Here is a 15,954-nt window from a genome sequence, read left to right as displayed (position 1 = left end):
CGGCCCGCCGATCAGTGTGTGGTCTCCAGGGAACGCAGCATCTGCTTTTCCGTGGCCCGCAGATAGCGCTCCGCGGCGCGCTCGGCGTCCTCCGGCCGGCCGTCGCGTACTGCCTCCACGAGCGGGGCGAGTTGGGTGGCGGCCTCGGCGGGCTGCTCGAAGGGCGCACGCAGGGCGAGCCGCACGGGCAGATAGGCATTGAACAAGGTGTTGGTGAGCAGCAGATACACCCTGTTGCCGGTGGCCCGGGCGAGTTCCCGGTGCACTTCGACGTCGGCGAGCTGCGCGGCGTCACCGTCCGCCGCCTCGGCCACTGTCGCCAGCAGCGCGGACAACCGTCGCCCCTGGGCAGCGGTGCGCCGAGTGGCGGCGCGCCGGGCGATGAGGGTGCCGATGTGCCGGCGGGCCTCGAAGACCTCCGCGAGCCAGGTGCTGTCCCGCGTCACCAGCATCGGCAGCAGCTCGGCGCCGCCTACCTTCAGGACGTCTCGGACCTTGGTGCCGATGCCGTGCCGGGTACGCAGCATGCCGGCCTGTTCCAAGCGGGTGAGGGCGTGCTTGAGCGTCGTACGGTTGACGCCGTAGCGCGCGGCGAGATCGCGTTCCGGGGGAAGCAGTGACCCCGGCTGGTGTGCACCGTCCAGGATGTCGTCGCGCAGTCGTGCTTCCAGCAGGTCGACCACCGACGGACGTGCGAGGGTCTCGTCAGGCATGGGAAGTCTCCAGGAGTCCGGCCGGCTGAACCAGTGGCTCAGCCACTGGGGATTCCGTAGTGAAGCAATGAGGCAGCAGCCCGTCAACTCTGCCCGCTCGACCGATCCCGTCGGCACCGGCGGCGGTGCCGTTCGGCTCGTGGCCACTCGTGCACCCGCCTGCCCTTCGGCGAAGGCCCGCCGCGTCTGCGGCGGGCCTTCGTCTGGCGGTTCCGGGTGCGCCGGAACCCCTCTCAGGTCTTGGGGATGAATACGTTGCTCAGCCCGAGGGCGATGTTGCCGCCGGCGCCGGAGTACGTGAGGCCGGCGGCGCCGGAGCTTTGCGCCCTGGCGATGGCGGCGTGGCTGACCGAGTACACCTGGTCCAGCTCATCCGTCTCATCGGTCCACCACTTCTCCGGAATGGCGTCCATGATGGTGTTGGCGAGCGGGATGCCGGTCGTGCCGTAGCCGGTGACTGTCAGCAGCGCGTCGACGATCGCCTTGGTGAGGTCCCGGTAGTTGGTCCCGTCGTCTTCCTCCAGGAACACCAGGTCGGCGGAGTCGTAGCCGAAGTGGCTCCAGTCGATCAGGTTCTGGTTGGGGTGGTAGGCGAGGCCCGTCGAGTCGAGGTAAGGCATCTGCAGGGTGGGCTCGGCGAACGCTTTGTCGTTCTTGTCCCAGCCGCCGACGACGGCGAACGCCTCGGCGCCGCCCTTCCAGAACGGCTCCTCGTTGCTCTGGAGCAACGAGACGTCATTGATGCGGGTGACGTCCTTGCCCTGCGAGGGGTCGGTTGCCTTGGCGGTGGCGATGCCGGACGCGTCTGCCGCCGGCTCCTCGTGGTCGGCCGGCCGGGGGAGCGGCGCCGTGCGTGAGGCGGGCCGGGCCGCGGCCGCGGTCCGCGGCTTCAGGGCGGAGTGGTCGCCGCTGGAGTCGGCACCTGCTTGAGGCCAGGCGGCCTTGAAGCCCTCGCTCATCACCGTCATGCCGGCCGCCACGATTCGGTCGCCGTCGGTGCCCACGATCAGCACCGGGACGTCGGAAGGCGCCGTGGCTCCGAGCTTCACCGCGGTGCCGTCGGGCCGGTACGCGGTCAGTGAATCGGCCCCACGGTCGGAGGGCTCCGCGGCGATCAGCGGCTGCACGCCCTTGGCCAGTGCGGAGCGCGCCTGCGGGTTGGCCAGCCGTACCTGCAGGACGTTGCCGGTCGAGGCGGGCAGTCCCTTGGCCGCGAGGATCGCGTTGTTGGAGGACTTCACCGACGCGCGGAACTTGCTGGTCGACCGGACCGGCAGTCGATCGAGTCCCACCTCGTCCGCCGAGGCCGACAGGCCGGACATCGTCTCCTCGACCTGGCCGGCGGCGTACGCCTCCCGCAGGCTCCGCGCCGCCGCCTGCTTCGCGTCCTGCACGGCGTCCGCCCGCGTGGGCTGTGCCCCGGACGGCGCGGTACGTGCGCCGGGCTGCGCCCACGCCCCCGCGGCTCCGCTCACCAGGCACACGGACGACGCGGCCACTGCCACCGCCGTCCTGATCAGTCCAGACCGGTACATGGTTTTCTCTCCATTGCTCGCGGCGGAGCGTTCGGATGTCGCGCCCGCCTCGGTCCACGATTCGGCGCGGCAGTGGGACGTCACCGCTTTGTGGGCCGTGACCGTCCCGGACGCACACCCACACCGCGTTCCGCGCCGAGGTCTCATTAGGGCCATGAGGGAGACACCTGCCATGGGTATTCGTTACTCAACTACGCCTCGATACAAGGAGATTGCAGCGAAGCTGCATGTCCTCGGCCGGAGACGCACGTGATCGTTGCAGGGGGCTGGTCACTGAGCCCCCCACGCCCCTACGTTCGCTTCAGATCACCGCGTCATGGACGCAACGGCCCGTGCTGCGCAGGCACTTCTCCGCCGCCCACGGGTTACTCCCTACCACTCCCGGTCCCTCGGACCACACCACCGGAAGGCATCCCCACATGCCCCTGTCTCCACGTCGACGCCCCCACAGTGCCCTGCGCACAGCGCTGCTCACCGCTCTCGCCACCGTCACCGCCTCCGCGACGCTCCTGACCCTCCCGCCGCCCGCGCGGGCCGCGGCGTCCGGGCACGGCACCTCCGCCGCGGCCGGTGCCGAAGAGGTCCCCGGGATGGACGTGAGCCGCCACCAGGGCACGGTCGACTGGCAGGGTGCCTGGGACGACGGAGCCCGCTGGGCCTACGTCAAGGCGACCGAAGGAGCCACCTTTCAGAGCCCCACCTTCCCGGAGCAGTTCCAGGGCGCTCACGACGCTGGCATGATCCGCGGCGCGTATCACTTCGCCCGTCCGGACACTTCCGGCGCGGCGGAGCAGGCCACACACTTCGTCGACCACGGCGGGAACTGGACGGCGGACGGCAGCACGCTGCCGCCGGCTCTCGACCTGGAACACAACCCGTACGGCCCGGACGCCTGCTACGGCCGGGGGCAGGCCGACATGGTGTCCTGGATCAGAGAGTTCAGCGACACGATGAAGGCCCGCACCGGACGCGCCCCCGTCCTCTACACCACCAGCGACTGGTGGACCCGCTGCACCGGAAGCGACACCAGCTTCGGCGGGACCAACCCGCTGTGGGTCGCCCGGTATGCCGCGTCCCCCGGCACCCTCCCGGCCGGCTGGCCGGCTCACACCTTCTGGCAGTTTGCCGACTCGGGTACGTTCCCCGGCGACCAAGACCTCTTCCACGGTTCCTACGACGAGCTGAAGGCATTCGCCCAGGGGTGACGACACCCCCGGCGCGAGTGGTCGGCCAACTCCGCCGTCGGACGGCGACGGAGTACTGGACCGACGAGCGGGCGGCCCCGTAAGGGAAGCTCAACGAGGAGCCGACCCGGCCGGAGCGGTCCTCTTCCTCGACGATGAGGGCCGCAACCTGATCGCCGAAACGCCGCGGTGGACCACAGTCGGCTCGGGTTCGCCCTTCAGATGTGCACCGTGCGCTACGACCCCAACGGCACAGGCGCCATGTTCTTCGCCGTCCTCGCCGCCGCAGGGCAGATCGAGCGAAACTACATCCGGGAGAATACCCACGATGGCCAGGCCCGGCCATGCCGGGCCAGCCCGTGCCGCCGGGCGGCATCGGGCGGCCCTGTCCTCCTGGCCGTCTGCGTCGTCGCGGCACCCCTCACCTGGGCGGTCGGGGAGCAAGCCGAGTGCACCCCCAAGTCGCGGGAGTACTGGAAGGCGCGTCCACGGGACTTCGCGGCCGGGAACGGCCGTCCCGGAAGCCACCGGCGGTGAGCAGGGATTACTCAACTTTCCCTGCTGCTGCACCGGACTCTGACGCCGACGCATCCGACTCGACTAGCGTCGCCGTCGACATCCGAAGGCATGCGCGGTACCTGCGTCTCCTGGCGAGCGCCACCGCCCGACGTGCGCTGCTCCCGGAACCGGACCCTGGCACCGGGTGGGCGCGGAGAGATCCCTCATGACGCACAGAAAACCTCCGACACGACGACATCTCCTGGCCTCTTCGGCGATCCTCGGCGCAGCGATGGTGAGCGGCTATCTGGCCTGTGCGAACGCCGCCGAGCCGGACCCCTCGGGACACCAGGCAGGCGCCACCCGGTCGGCCCGCCCCTCGTTCGGGCCGTCGGCGTTCCCCTCCGACGTTGCCGTCGCACCATCTGCGCCCGCCCGGCCCCGGACCGCTGCCCACCCTTCCTCGGAGCCATCGAGGAAGCCGCCGGGCCGGGCGGCGACCGCACAGCAGTCTTGCGACGAAGTGGCGCCGGCATCCAGCATCTGGCGCACACCGGCCGATCAACTTCCCCGCCACGCACGGTCGGACACCTACGTACAAGCCATCGGGGCGGCGAAACCGCTGCACCCCGACTTCGGTTCCGGACCGATCGACGGCAAACCGTTCGGCATTCCCGTCACCACACTCGACAGCCCGGCCCCGGAATCCGAGGTCACCTTCGACTACGCCGACGAGTCCGACCCCGCGGGCTATCGCATCCCCTCCGACGCACGGATCGAGAACGGACCGCACGGGGACGGCGACCGCCATGTCGTGGTGCTGGACCGGCACCGGTGCAGGTCCTATGAGCTGTACGACGCCACGCCCGCAGCAGGGCACTCGTGGCACGCCGGATCCGGGGCGGTCTTCGACCTCCGCTCCAACGCGCTGCGCCCAGAGGGCTGGACCTCAGCGGACGCGGCAGGTCTGCCGATCCTGCCGGGACTCGTGCGCTATGTCGAGGTGGCAGCCGGGGAGATCGACCACGCCCTGCGGATCACCGTGCCCCGGTCGGACACCTCGCATCTCTGGCCGGCCCGTCACGACGCCGGATCCGCGACGGACGACAGCCTGTCGCCGATGGGCCTGCGGCTGCGCTTGAAAAGCTCTGTGCACACCGCAGCCCTGCCGCCGCAGGCACGCGTGATCGCCAAGGCGCTCCAGCGCTACGGCGCCTTCGTCGCGGACAACGGTTCGAGCTGGTTCGTCTCCGGCGACGAGGACAAGCGTTGGGACAACGACCAGTTGAACGCGCTCAAGCGACTGCGCGGCGAGGACTTCGAAGCAGTCGACGAAGCTTCCCTCAAGGTCGGAGACAGCTCGGGCGCCGCCCGCTGATCCGTCCGAAACCACTGGTGATCCGAGTCGGAGATTCGTTGTCAGCCTGGGGCGATCCCGCTGTGGCGGGGGTAGGCGACGACGGGTCCGGATCTCTTCGCCGCCAGGTGTGGGTGGACGGCCGTGGTCCGCTGTGCAAGGTCAGGGCAGAGCTCCGCCTGGTGCATCCCGGGGGGTACCTGACTCAGGGACACACTTTCCTGCACGTTGTGGACTTCGGTGTCTCGCTTGAGGCGTGCAAGAAAACACCTCGGTGGGGGCATGGGCGCGTCGCGCTGGTTGTCGACGAGTGGGCCACCCGGCAGGCCGGCAACGAGGTCGCCACGGGTCAGTACGGCAGCATCCGCTTCGCGGTGCTGGACGAGTTCCGCTCTGCCTCTAGGTTCTGGACGACGGAGGAGTGTGTGCCTCGCCGGTCGCTCGGGCCTGGGTGATGATCTCTTGCAGAGCCGAGATGTGGCTCTCCAGGACTCCACGGCCGGCCGGTGCAAGGTTGATCCAGGTGCGGCCCCGCTGCCCGACGTATCCGCGTCGGACCTCTACGTATCCGTGGTCGCTCAGCTTGCCGACCTGTTTCGACAACGCCGAGTCGGACAGGCCGACCGTGTCGCGGACGAAGGCGAACTCCGCCCACCGCGCCGTGCTCAGCAGGGACAGGATCGACAGCCGCGTCGGATCGACCAGAAGGGGGTCGATGGATGTCGCGGCCACTACACCCCCCGCTTCGAGGTCAGCTTGAACAGCCACATCCGAAAGCGCGAATCGAGGGGAGCCAGGGCGGTGGTCACCGCAATCAGGAGCAGCATGCCCATCGTGTGCCAGTAGGGCACGTGGTCGTTCAGGTATGCCGTGTGGGGGCTGATGCTGAAGTAGCCGATGGCCATCAGCAGAGCGACCACGGCGAGCACGGCCAGGACGTAGGCAGGAGGTCGGTTGCGGGCCCCGGCAGTGCCGTAGCCGAGCAGAGCGGCTCCGCGCGGAGTTCTGGAAGCGATTGCGTGTGTCCAGGTCGTGGCGGCGACCGCCAGGACGGGGATTGAACCGGGGTCGTTGAACACGTCGTAACAGGCGCCGAACGCCAGCCCTGTCACGCCGAACGCGACCTTCACCCGCATTGGCTCCCGGCGCCCCGTCAATGCCGCACCCTGATGCTCTCGTGCCCCCTGCAAGGCGAGAGCGGCCTGCTCCGGACTCGGTCGATCGGTCATTCGAGCTCCTCCTTATTTTCCGTACGAGCAATTTTTTGCCTGGCAGGAAAGTTACTATCTTCTTTCCTTGTGGGCAAGTACTTTCCTTGAGTGGAAGGGTGATCGCCGCGTCCCCGCTTCGGCACCTCCGCCGGACCCCGCCGGCTTCCGGTACGGCGCCACGGAGCAGTCGACGGCCCACCGGATCCGGACCGCGACGTGGTGGCGTTGACCAGGGCACCCGCACCGAGTTGGGAGGAGCGCGCGAGCATCGTCCGTCGCTTCCCTGCGTCTTTGGTCTTTCCTCGCAGGGCTCGGCGTTCGATGACGCGCACCCGGGCACGGCCTGCGATCCGCTCGCCCACGCGTACAGACCGCTGCCCCTAAGGCAGGCTTCCCCAGCCTGGATGTTGAGCGCGTCCGCGACCTGAGTAATGCCTACTCGGGTCGCGGACGCGGCCCAGTAGCGTTCAGGAGAGAGGCGCTCGAGAAGACCGATTGCTGTCGCCACAGGGAGCAGTGGACCGACCGAGGATGCATGAGCACAACATCTGGTCGCGGAGCGGGAGACGGCGTGCGCCGGACTACCGCTTCTCGTCCCGCCGCCACTGAACGCGCCACCCGACGCCGCGAAAGACTGCTGCTCGCGCTGCTCATTCCGGTCTCCCTTCCTCGTCGGTTGGGCCGCGGGGCACCGTCACCGAACCCGCAGCACCCCAGACCTTTACCTGGACGAAGACCGCCGACGAAATCCTCGACAAGGTCGCCGCCTACTGCCACCGAATCTCTGGCTCAGGTCACTAGTTCCAGCTGTAGTGGGAGGGGGACCGCTGGCCCGGCCCCCACTTCTTCTCTTTGAGGTCCTAGACACACCACATCCCTTGCCTTCTGCCTGCGTGTGGGACGACGCATTCGGGGAACACGGGCTTGATCCCGCTCGGATGAACGCGAGGGGCCTTCAGCGGTCGGCTGGGGCTGTGTGCGGGCAGTCGGTGATACCCGTTGTGAGGCTGCTGCGGGCTCACGGGTCGGCCACCGGCACGGTGACAGCAGCCACTACCAGACTCTCGGTTGCCAGCCACTGCCCGGAGAACCCGGTCACCGGCCGACCGAAGAGCTCCGGTCCGGGACGCAGGAGCCGGGCCGTGAACGTACGCTGCGACGGGTCGACGGTGAGGTGCGCTTCATCGAAGTCCAGCATGCAGTGAGCCAACGGGTACCACGCCTTGTAGACGGTCTCCTTCATGCTGAAGAGCAGGCGGTCCCAGTGCACTTCCGGGCGGACGCGCCGCAGCGTGTGGACCCACATCCGCTCCGCCGGCAGAGCCACCGCGTCCAGGACACCGGCCGGCAGGGGCTGGTTGACCTCGGCATCGATGCCGAGGGTCGCGATGTCGCAGGTGAGGGCAACCACGGCGGCACGGTATCCGGCGCAGTGGGTGATGCTGCCGATCGCTCCGGACGGCCACCGTGGAGCGCCGCGTGGGTCGGCGAGAATCGGGCCCGTCGGCATCCCGAGCTCGGCCAGGGCCCGGCGGGCGCAGGTACGCCCAGTGGTGAACTCCGCACGACGGCCGGCGACGGACGTACGGATCAGCGCCTGCTCCTCAGGAGGGAGCGGGATGCCCGTGATGTCTGTTGTGGTCTCGGCGGAGGCGACGGAGTCCGGCAGTATGGCGCGGATCAGCGACGGCCCGTCGGTCGGCGTGCCGGCCGACGGGCCACGGCCTCCGGTGCCGACGCTCATGATCCCGCCGGAAGGATGCGGCGGGGAACGGTGCGCGGGTGGCCGGGGCGCCGCCATTCACGTGGATAGCCGACCGAGACCTCCTCGAACCGCACACCGTCGTGCCAGGTAGTGCGGGGGATATGCAGGTGCCCGTAGACCACTGCGGTGGCACGGAACCGTACATGCCAGTCGCTCGTACCTTCGGTGCCGCACCACTGGGCGAACTCCTGGTGTGTCAGGACCCTGGTGGGCTCACGGACCAGTGGGTAGTGGTTCATGAGCACCGTGGGGACATCCGGGTCGCAGGCCGACAGTCGGCGCTCGGACTCCGCGAGCCTGGCCCGGCACCAGGCGTCACGGCTCGGGTAGGGGTCCGGATGCAGCAAAAATTCGTCAGAGCAGACGATCCCCGCCTCCTCCGCCTGGGCGAGCGACTGTTCCTTGGTGGCGGCGGTGGAGGTGCGGAAGGAGTAGTCGTACAGCACGAACAGGGGGGCCACGGTGACCGGTCCGTCCGGCCCCTGCCACTGCGCATAGGCGTCTTCGGGGGTAAGGACGTCCAGGCGCCGGCACATGTCGACGATGCGGCGATAGCGCTGCACGCCGCGGTCCTGGACCGGGTCCTCCCTCGGGGTCCACAGGTCGTGGTTGCCGGGCGACCAGATCACTTTGCGGAAGCGGGAGCGCAGAGTTCCCAGCGCCCACTCTATGTCGGCAAACATCTCGCCCACGTCGCCGGCCACCAGCAACCAGTCGTGGTCCGATTCCGGGCGGATTTTCTCAAGTCTGGCTCGGTTTTCGGGAAAGGCGACGTGCAGGTCGCTGATGCCGAGCAGTTGGCTGTGGGGCATCAGCCGGTGCGGCCAGGAAGGCGAGAGTGGAGACGGTCCCGCTTGAGTCTGTGGAGAGGTATCACGGCACCAGGCTACGGCGACCGGTCTCCTTGCGCGTACCCCTATCCTCCCCCCCCGTGCCGCTGTCTTCGTAGGGGTGCCCGGACGCCTCTGCGTACGAGATGAGTGATCATTACTCATGTCCCCACCCTTGTGCGTTGGGAGACTTCGGAACCGGGGAGGCGCTCGATCGCGGACCCCGGGGCGGTGCGGCGCCATCTCGACCAATACCCCCAGGGCGCGGGGGATGTGAGCGGAATCCGATCACGGACATTCGCGAGGTGAACCCCCCTTTCGGGTTCGGAAGGTTGTTCGCACCGAGTTCAGCTGGAGCCGAAACGCCCTGACCGCCCCTCGGTGTGTGGCGGATTTCATGGAGGAGTGACTGCCGAAAATGGCAGAGATGAACGATGGCGGGGCGCTGGGTGCGTCGGTCGGCAGAGGCGAACAATTGAGGGAACTCAGGGAGAAGTTCTCTCGATGCCTCTCCGGCGCTGCCAGTACTGTGGTCCTCCAATGCCCGGCCGGATTCGGCAGGACGACACTTCTCTCGGAATTTGCGCGATACTTGAAACACTGCCGCGCCACCGTTCTTCGCATCACCGGAACCAGAGACGAGCAGGGAATTTCGCTGGCGGGCCTGCGACAGTTGCTCGATGAACCGGCTCTGCCGGCCCGTGTGGCTGAGCCGTTGCGCACCGTATTGGCCGGACGGCGCGCCGCCGGGACCCCCGACGCGCCCGTCGGCCCGGCGGGCGCACGTGCCTTCTGCCTCGCGCTGCACGACCTTGCCGGACGCACCCCCGTGGTGATCATGGTGGACGACATGCAGTACGTCGACGGGGCGACGCTGCGCCACCTGCTTGCCGCCGTGTCCTTCGCACGCGCATCGCCACTGTTGCTCGTCCTGACGGAGTCCGAGCACGCGCGCCGAGATGATCCGGCGCTGCGCACGCTGTTCCTGCAGCAGCCGAACCTTGTCCGTATGTACCTTCCGCCGCTCAACCCCCAGGACGTCGCCGAGTTGCTCAACGGGACGCTCGGGCCGACCGAGTCGCAGCGGTGCGCTTCCGCCTGGTGGGCGGTCAGCGGTGGGAATCCGCTTCTCCTTAGGTCTTTGACGGAGGATCACCGCGCGGCCGCAGTCGGGCGGACCCCGGCGTCCTGTGAGCCCCGGGTCGGCGAGGCGTTCGTCGCGGCGGTGCGCAGCCTTCTGAAGCGTTCCGGGCCGCTCGCGGAGGACCTGTTCAAGGGCCTGTCGGTGCTGGGGCGGGCCGCGTCGCCCGAACTGCTGAGCCTCATGCTGGACGTCAGCCGCGGCGCGGTGAACGGAGGCCTGCAGGCACTCGGCGCGATCGGCCTGGTGGACGGCTGCAGGTTCCGCCATCCGTTGGTGCAGTCGACGTTGCTCGACGAATTGGCGCCGCAGGTACGCGCTGCTCTGCACCACCGTGCGGCGGAGCTGCTGCACCGCACGGGCGGCAGCAGTCCGGAGGTTGCCGGGCACCTGCTGGCCGCCGGCGCCTCTGTCTCGTCCGCCCAGTGGGCCGTCGACGTCCTCAGGTGCGCAGCCGAGCAGGTTCTCGCGGGCGACGCACCGCTTGCGGTGCGCTTCCTGCAACTTGCCTGTGGCGCCTGCACCGACCCGGCGCACCGCGTCGAAATCCGGCTCCGGCTCGCGGCCGTTCTGCTGCGGCTGGACCCGTGCGCCGTCGAAGGCCACTTGGTGGAGCCCTTGGCGCTGCTGCGTGCCGGGACGCTGCCCGAATCCTGCGCCGGCCCGCTGGCCCGTCTGCTTCTCGCACTCGGGCGGTTCGACGACGCGCGGGGGACCCTGCACCGGTTCGATGGTGCAGGGGAGAACGTTCCCGATACGGCCGACGTGTACAGGGTTCTCAACACCTCACTCTCCCCCCCGTCGTTGACATCGGTGGCTGCCCCTCCGGCGGCATCTGCCGTGTCCCTCCCGGGACGCCGGCTCCGCAATGAGCCGGCTGTCCTCGTTGCAGAGGGATCGCTCCAGCTCTTGGCACTCACCGAGGCGACGTTCGAGCCGGCGGCTACGGCCCTGTCCGCGCTGGTCCGGGGTGACCGGTCGGCCGGGATCGAAGCGTGGTGGGGGTCGCTGACCGGGGAGGCCCGGGGGTGGCAGACGCCAGGGTGGCGGACCATCCTTTCCATGATCCGTGGCGAGATGTTCCTTTGGCAGGGCAATCTGCACGAGGCGGTGGACTGCGCGGCTGCTTCGCTGGACGGCGTAACGGAGGAGGTCGGGAGCGTGTTCGCTGCGGGAGCCCTGGCCACCCAGATCTTGGCCTACACGGCGATGGGGCGGCTGAGCGCCGCGGCCCGCCAGATCAGTCGCCCCGTGCGGGACAGTGTGTTCCGGAGCGTCTACGGACTGAAGTACTTGCGGGCGCGGGGGCATTACTACCTCGCGACCGGCCGGGCGCACGCCGCGCTGGGGGATTTCCTCACGGCGGGACGACTCGCCGAGCAATGGAAGGTCGACCAGCCCGTGCTCCTGCCCTGGAGCATGGACGCCGCGGAGGCATGGCTGCGGATCGGCGAGCGCGAGCCCGCCGAGCGCCTGATCAGGAGTCAGCTGACAAGAGCGGGTGGTTCCCGCGTCCGGGGGGCCGCCCTGCGTATGCACGCGGCCGTCAGCGAGCCTGCGCTGCGGCCCCGAACGCTGGCCCAGGCGGTGGCGGAGCTGGAGAGTTCCGGCGACCGGCTGGAACTGGCCCGTGCCCTGGCCGACCTCGGACGGGCGCACCGCGCGCTGGGCGAGTTCAGCAGAGCCGGCGTGATCACGGACCGGGCCTGGCAGATGGCCAAGGAATGCGGGGCCGACGCCCTGTGCGAAGCCATCCGTCCGGGGTGCCTCAAAGCGTACGAGCAGTCTCCGCCGGACGACGACAGGTCCAGCCCGATCTCCAAGCTCAGCGATTCGGAAACGCGAGTGGCCGCCCTCGCGGCACAGGGCTCCACGAATCGAGAGATCGCGGCCGAGCTGTACATCACGGTGAGTACCGTCGAGCAGCACCTCACCCGGGTCTACCGAAAGCTGAATATCCGGGGGCGGCGACAGCTCACGATGAACTTCGCTTTGAGCGCGGAGCACATCACCGTGGCCTCCTGAATCGCTTAACGGAATCAACCGGGTACGGATGGTGACGGGGAATGGTCGCGTCCGCCGTCCCACCCCCTGTCCTGCACGGAGAAACCCCTAAAAGAATCTCTGAAGTCGGTTTCGTCTCGCCTGCGTTGATAGTTTCGGTTGTGCCGGCGCAGCTGCTCCGACCTCACTTCCAGCCGGTTCAACCGCCACATCGGAGAAGTCAGAAATGCAGGTATTCGATCACTGGGAGTCCTGGTGAAGGGAATTGTGCTCGCCGGTGGCAGCGGCACCCGGCTGCACCCTTTGACGCGCGCGGTGTCAAAACAACTGCTTCCGGTTTACGACAAGCCGATGATTTACTATCCGCTGTCGGTGCTCATGCTGGGCGGCATACGTGACATCCTCATCATCTCGACGCCGGATCACCTCTCGCTCTTCCAGGTGTTGTTGGGCGACGGGTCGAACCTGGGGCTCAACATCGAGTACGCCGAGCAGCGGCAGGCCAATGGGATCGCCGAGGCGATGGTCATCGGCGCCGACCATATCGGCAGTGAATCGGTGGCGCTGGCCCTCGGGGACAACATCTTCCACGGTCCAGGGTTCTCGAAGCTGCTCCACGACCACACCCGACACGTCGACGGCTGTGTGCTCTTTGGCTATCCGGTGAGTGACCCCGAGCGTTACGGCGTCGGGGAGGTGGACAAGGGCGGGAGATTGCTGTCCATCGAGGAGAAGCCGTCCCACCCCCGATCCGATCTGGCCATCACCGGTCTGTACCTCTACGACAGTGACGTGGTCGACATCGCGAAGAACCTGCGCCCCTCCGCCCGGGGTGAACTCGAGATCACCGACGTGAACCGTATCTACCTGGAGCAGGGCAGGGCTCAGCTGGTGAACCTGGGCCGCGGCTTCGCCTGGCTCGACACCGGTACCCACGACTCGCTCCTCCAGGCCGGTCAGTACGTCCAGGTCCTGGAACAGCGACAGGGGGTGCGGATCGCCTGCCTGGAGGAGATCGCATTCCGCATGGGCTTCATCGACGCGGAAGCCTGCTACGCGCTGGGAGCTCAACTGAACAAGTCCGGGTACGGCGAGTACCTGAAAGACGTCGCGTCGAAAGGTGTGAGATAGCCCCGTGCGCATTTTGGTGACCGGAGGGGCGGGCTTCATCGGCTCGCACTTCGTACGGCAGACGCTGACCGGCTTTTACCCGGCATTCGCGCAGGCCGATGTGGTGGTGCTGGACAAGCTCACCTACGCCGGCAACGAGACGAACCTGGCCGCGGTCGCCAGCTCCCGGCTGCGTTTCGTCCGGGGCGACATCTGTGACAGACCGCTGGTCGAGGAACTGATGCGCGGCACGGACCTCGTCGTCCACTTCGCCGCCGAGTCCCACGTCGACCGGTCGATCGCCGGCTCGGCCGAGTTCGTGATGGCCAATGTGGTGGGAACCCACACGCTCTTGCAGGCCGCGACCGACGCTGCGGTGCCGAAGTTCGTCCACGTCTCGACCGACGAGGTCTACGGCTCCATCGACGCGGGTTCCTGGAGCGAAGAGGAGCCGCTCCAGCCCAACTCCCCGTATTCGGCGTCCAAAGCGTCTTCGGACCTGCTGGCCCGGGCGTACCACCGAACGCACGGGCTGCCAGTCTGTGTCACCCGTTGCTCGAACAACTACGGCCCGTACCAGCATCCGGAGAAGTTCGTCCCGTTGTTCATCACCAACCTGATGGACGGCCGCAAAGTGCCGCTGTACGGGGACGGCGGGAACGTCCGGGATTGGCTCCATGTCGAAGACCACTGTCGGGGGATCGCCCTGGTCGCTGAGGGCGGTGAACCGGGCGAGATCTACAACATCGGAGGCGGCACGGAATTGACCAACCGTGCGTTCGTGGACCGGCTGCTCGATGCTTTCGGATTGGACGACTCGATGGTGAATCGGGTGCCTGACCGAAAGGCGCACGACGGTCGGTATTCGGTGAATATCGACAAGATTTGCAGCCGATTGGGATATGCCCCTCAGGTCTCGCTCGAGACCGGATTGGCGGCGACCATCCGCTGGTACACGGAGAACCGTGACTGGTGGGAACCGCTGAGGCGCCCCCAAGGCTGAGATACGCGCAGGAGGGGGTCATTTCGCTGATCAGAGGTTGGTTCGCTGACGGTGGCTGAATAACCTCCCATGAGTTACCCACTTATTCTTTAACGTTGATTTTTCTGTGGAAAGGCGATCCGAATCGTGATGTCTGGGAATCCCGAGATGCAAAACGATCCGATCGCCGTCGTCGGGCTGTCCTGCCGTCTTCCGCAGGCGTCCACGCCGGACGAATTCTGGAAACTGCTCCGTGACGGTGTCGACGCCATCACCGAAATCTCCGAGGCTCGCTGCCGGACCACCGGACTCACCCCGGAGTCCGGCCGCGGTGGATTCCTCAGCCAGGTCGATCGATTCGACCCGGAGTTCTTCGGCATCTCGCCGAGGGAAGCCGCGGCCATGGACCCGCAGCAGCGCCTCATGCTCGAACTCAGCTGGGAGGCGCTGGAGGACGCGGGCTCCGTCCCGGCCTCGCTGACAGGAAGCCGGACCGGTGTGTTCGTCGGTGCCATCGCGGACGACTACGCGGCCCTGCAGCACCAGCAGGGTCTGCCTGCCGTCACCCAGCACTCGCTGACCGGACTGCAGCGCAGCATCATCGCCAACCGCATTTCGTACATCCTCGGGCTGCGCGGCCCCAGCATGGTCGTGGACACCGGCCAGTCGTCGTCGCTGGTCGCCGTCCATATGGCATGCGACAGTCTCCGGCGTGGAGAGTCGCACAGCGCGCTGGCCGGCGGCGTCAACCTCAACATCGCCCCCGAGAGCTTTGCGGGCGTATCGAAATTCGGCGCCCTGTCACCCGACGGCCGCTGCTACACCTTTGACGCCCGGGCCAATGGTTACGTGCGCGGTGAGGGCGGTGCTCTCGTCGTCCTGAAGCCGCTTTCGCGGGCGGTCGCCGACGGCGACCGGATCCACTGCCTGATCGAGGGCTCCGCCATCAACAACGACGGCGGCGGTCTCAGCCTCACCACGCCGGACCAGGCGGGTCAGGAAGAGGTGCTGCACGAGGCGTACCGGCTCGCCGGGGTCGATCCGGCCGAGGTGCAGTACGTGGAGCTGCACGGCACCGGTACCAAGGTCGGTGACCCGGTCGAGGCGGCAGCGCTCGGAACCGTTCTGGGCGGGGCCCGGACAGCGGACACCCCGCTGCGGGTCGGCTCCGCCAAGACCAACGTCGGCCACCTGGAGGGGGCGGCCGGGATCACGGGCCTGCTCAAGGCCGTCCTGTCCCTCCAGAATCAGGAACTCCCTCCGAGCCTCCACTTCGAGACGCCCAACGCCGCCATTCCACTGGACGCATGGAACCTCCGGGTCCAGACGGAACGGGAAGAGTGGCGGCGCGCTGACGGCGGGCCGCTGCTCGCCGGCGTCAGCTCGTTCGGCATGGGCGGCACCAACTGCCACATGGTGCTGTCGAGCTGGTCAGGGTCCGCGGAGCCAAAGGATCCCGCGGTGCCGGGTGGTGTTGGCGTGGTGGTGCCGTGGGTGGTGTCGGGTCGGTCGGTGGGTGCGTTGCGGGGGCAGGCGGAGCGGTTGCGTGAGCATGTGGCCTTGTCTCCGGGGGTGTCGCCGGTTGATGTGGGTTTCTCGTTGGCGACGGGGCGCGCGGTATTCG

The 15,954-nt window shown here is 68.1% G+C and carries 13 protein-coding genes; 7 read left to right on the top strand and 6 right to left on the bottom strand.

Translation table 11 applies throughout. From position 1 onward, the window contains the following. Positions 1–11 precede the first annotated feature (11 nt). Positions 12–713 carry a FadR/GntR family transcriptional regulator gene (locus ACH4FH_RS36365; RefSeq protein WP_398560255.1) on the bottom strand — a complete coding sequence of 234 codons (702 nt, stop codon included), beginning with the start codon at positions 711–713 and terminating at the stop codon, positions 12–14. Between the two features lie 233 nt (positions 714–946). Further along, positions 947–2,248 carry a DUF3103 family protein gene (locus ACH4FH_RS36360; RefSeq protein WP_398560254.1) on the bottom strand — a complete coding sequence of 434 codons (1,302 nt, stop codon included), beginning with the start codon at positions 2,246–2,248 and terminating at the stop codon, positions 947–949. Positions 2,249–2,667: 419 nt separating this feature from the next. Between ACH4FH_RS36360 and ACH4FH_RS36355 the strand changes: the two genes are divergently transcribed. From ACH4FH_RS36355 to ACH4FH_RS36345, 3 genes are all read left to right on the top strand, one after another. Then, entirely contained in the window at positions 2,668–3,453 is a 786-nt protein-coding gene (locus ACH4FH_RS36355) for a lysozyme (RefSeq protein WP_398560253.1), read from the top strand. A gap of 210 nt (positions 3,454–3,663) precedes the next feature. Continuing rightward, complete coding sequence (locus tag ACH4FH_RS36350) at positions 3,664–3,969, top strand: hypothetical protein (RefSeq protein WP_398560252.1); 306 nt, start codon at positions 3,664–3,666, stop codon at positions 3,967–3,969. A gap of 484 nt (positions 3,970–4,453) precedes the next feature. Continuing rightward, positions 4,454–5,308 carry a hypothetical protein gene (locus ACH4FH_RS36345; protein ID WP_398560251.1) on the top strand — a complete coding sequence of 285 codons (855 nt, stop codon included), beginning with the start codon at positions 4,454–4,456 and terminating at the stop codon, positions 5,306–5,308. A 378-nt stretch (positions 5,309–5,686) separates the two neighbouring features. Here ACH4FH_RS36345 and ACH4FH_RS36340 read toward each other — a convergent pair whose 3' ends face one another. From ACH4FH_RS36340 to ACH4FH_RS36325, 4 genes are all read right to left on the bottom strand, one after another. After that, entirely contained in the window at positions 5,687–6,019 is a 333-nt protein-coding gene (locus tag ACH4FH_RS36340) for a winged helix-turn-helix domain-containing protein (protein ID WP_398560250.1), read from the bottom strand. Continuing rightward, on the bottom strand, positions 6,019–6,516 hold the full coding sequence (locus ACH4FH_RS36335) for a hypothetical protein (RefSeq protein ID WP_398560249.1): 498 nt from the start codon (positions 6,514–6,516) through the stop codon (positions 6,019–6,021). Before ACH4FH_RS36335 ends, ACH4FH_RS36340 begins: the two co-directional genes overlap by 1 nt. A 1,000-nt stretch (positions 6,517–7,516) precedes the next feature. Then, positions 7,517–8,242, bottom strand: a complete 726-nt coding sequence (locus ACH4FH_RS36330; RefSeq protein WP_393894096.1) for a 4'-phosphopantetheinyl transferase — start codon at positions 8,240–8,242, stop codon at positions 7,517–7,519. Beyond that, entirely contained in the window at positions 8,239–9,075 is an 837-nt protein-coding gene (locus ACH4FH_RS36325) for a metallophosphoesterase family protein (RefSeq protein ID WP_393894097.1), read from the bottom strand. The genes ACH4FH_RS36330 and ACH4FH_RS36325 overlap by 4 nt, the downstream gene beginning before the upstream one ends. Before the next feature lie 436 nt (positions 9,076–9,511). Here ACH4FH_RS36325 and ACH4FH_RS36320 point away from each other — a divergent pair, with 436 nt between their 5' ends. The 4 genes from ACH4FH_RS36320 to ACH4FH_RS36305 all read left to right on the top strand — a co-directional run. After that, a complete protein-coding gene (locus tag ACH4FH_RS36320; protein ID WP_398560248.1) occupies positions 9,512–12,259 on the top strand; it encodes an ATP-binding protein in 2,748 nt (915 codons plus the stop codon). Positions 12,260–12,493: 234 nt separating this feature from the next. Then, positions 12,494–13,369 (top strand): glucose-1-phosphate thymidylyltransferase RfbA, encoded by an 876-nt coding sequence (gene rfbA, locus ACH4FH_RS36315; protein WP_398560247.1) that lies wholly within the window; start codon positions 12,494–12,496, stop codon positions 13,367–13,369. A 4-nt stretch (positions 13,370–13,373) separates the two neighbouring features. Next, positions 13,374–14,351: a dTDP-glucose 4,6-dehydratase gene (gene rfbB / locus ACH4FH_RS36310; protein WP_398560246.1), complete on the top strand. Its 978-nt coding sequence runs from the start codon at positions 13,374–13,376 to the stop codon at positions 14,349–14,351. A 147-nt stretch (positions 14,352–14,498) separates the two neighbouring features. After that, on the top strand, positions 14,499–15,954 hold a 1,456-nt coding region (locus ACH4FH_RS36305; protein WP_398560245.1), incomplete at its 3' end, for a type I polyketide synthase.

Source organism: Streptomyces sp. NPDC017993, assembly GCF_044328065.1.
Taxonomy (GTDB): domain Bacteria; phylum Actinomycetota; class Actinomycetes; order Streptomycetales; family Streptomycetaceae; genus Streptomyces.
This window is presented reverse-complemented; position numbering and strand designations above follow the sequence as displayed.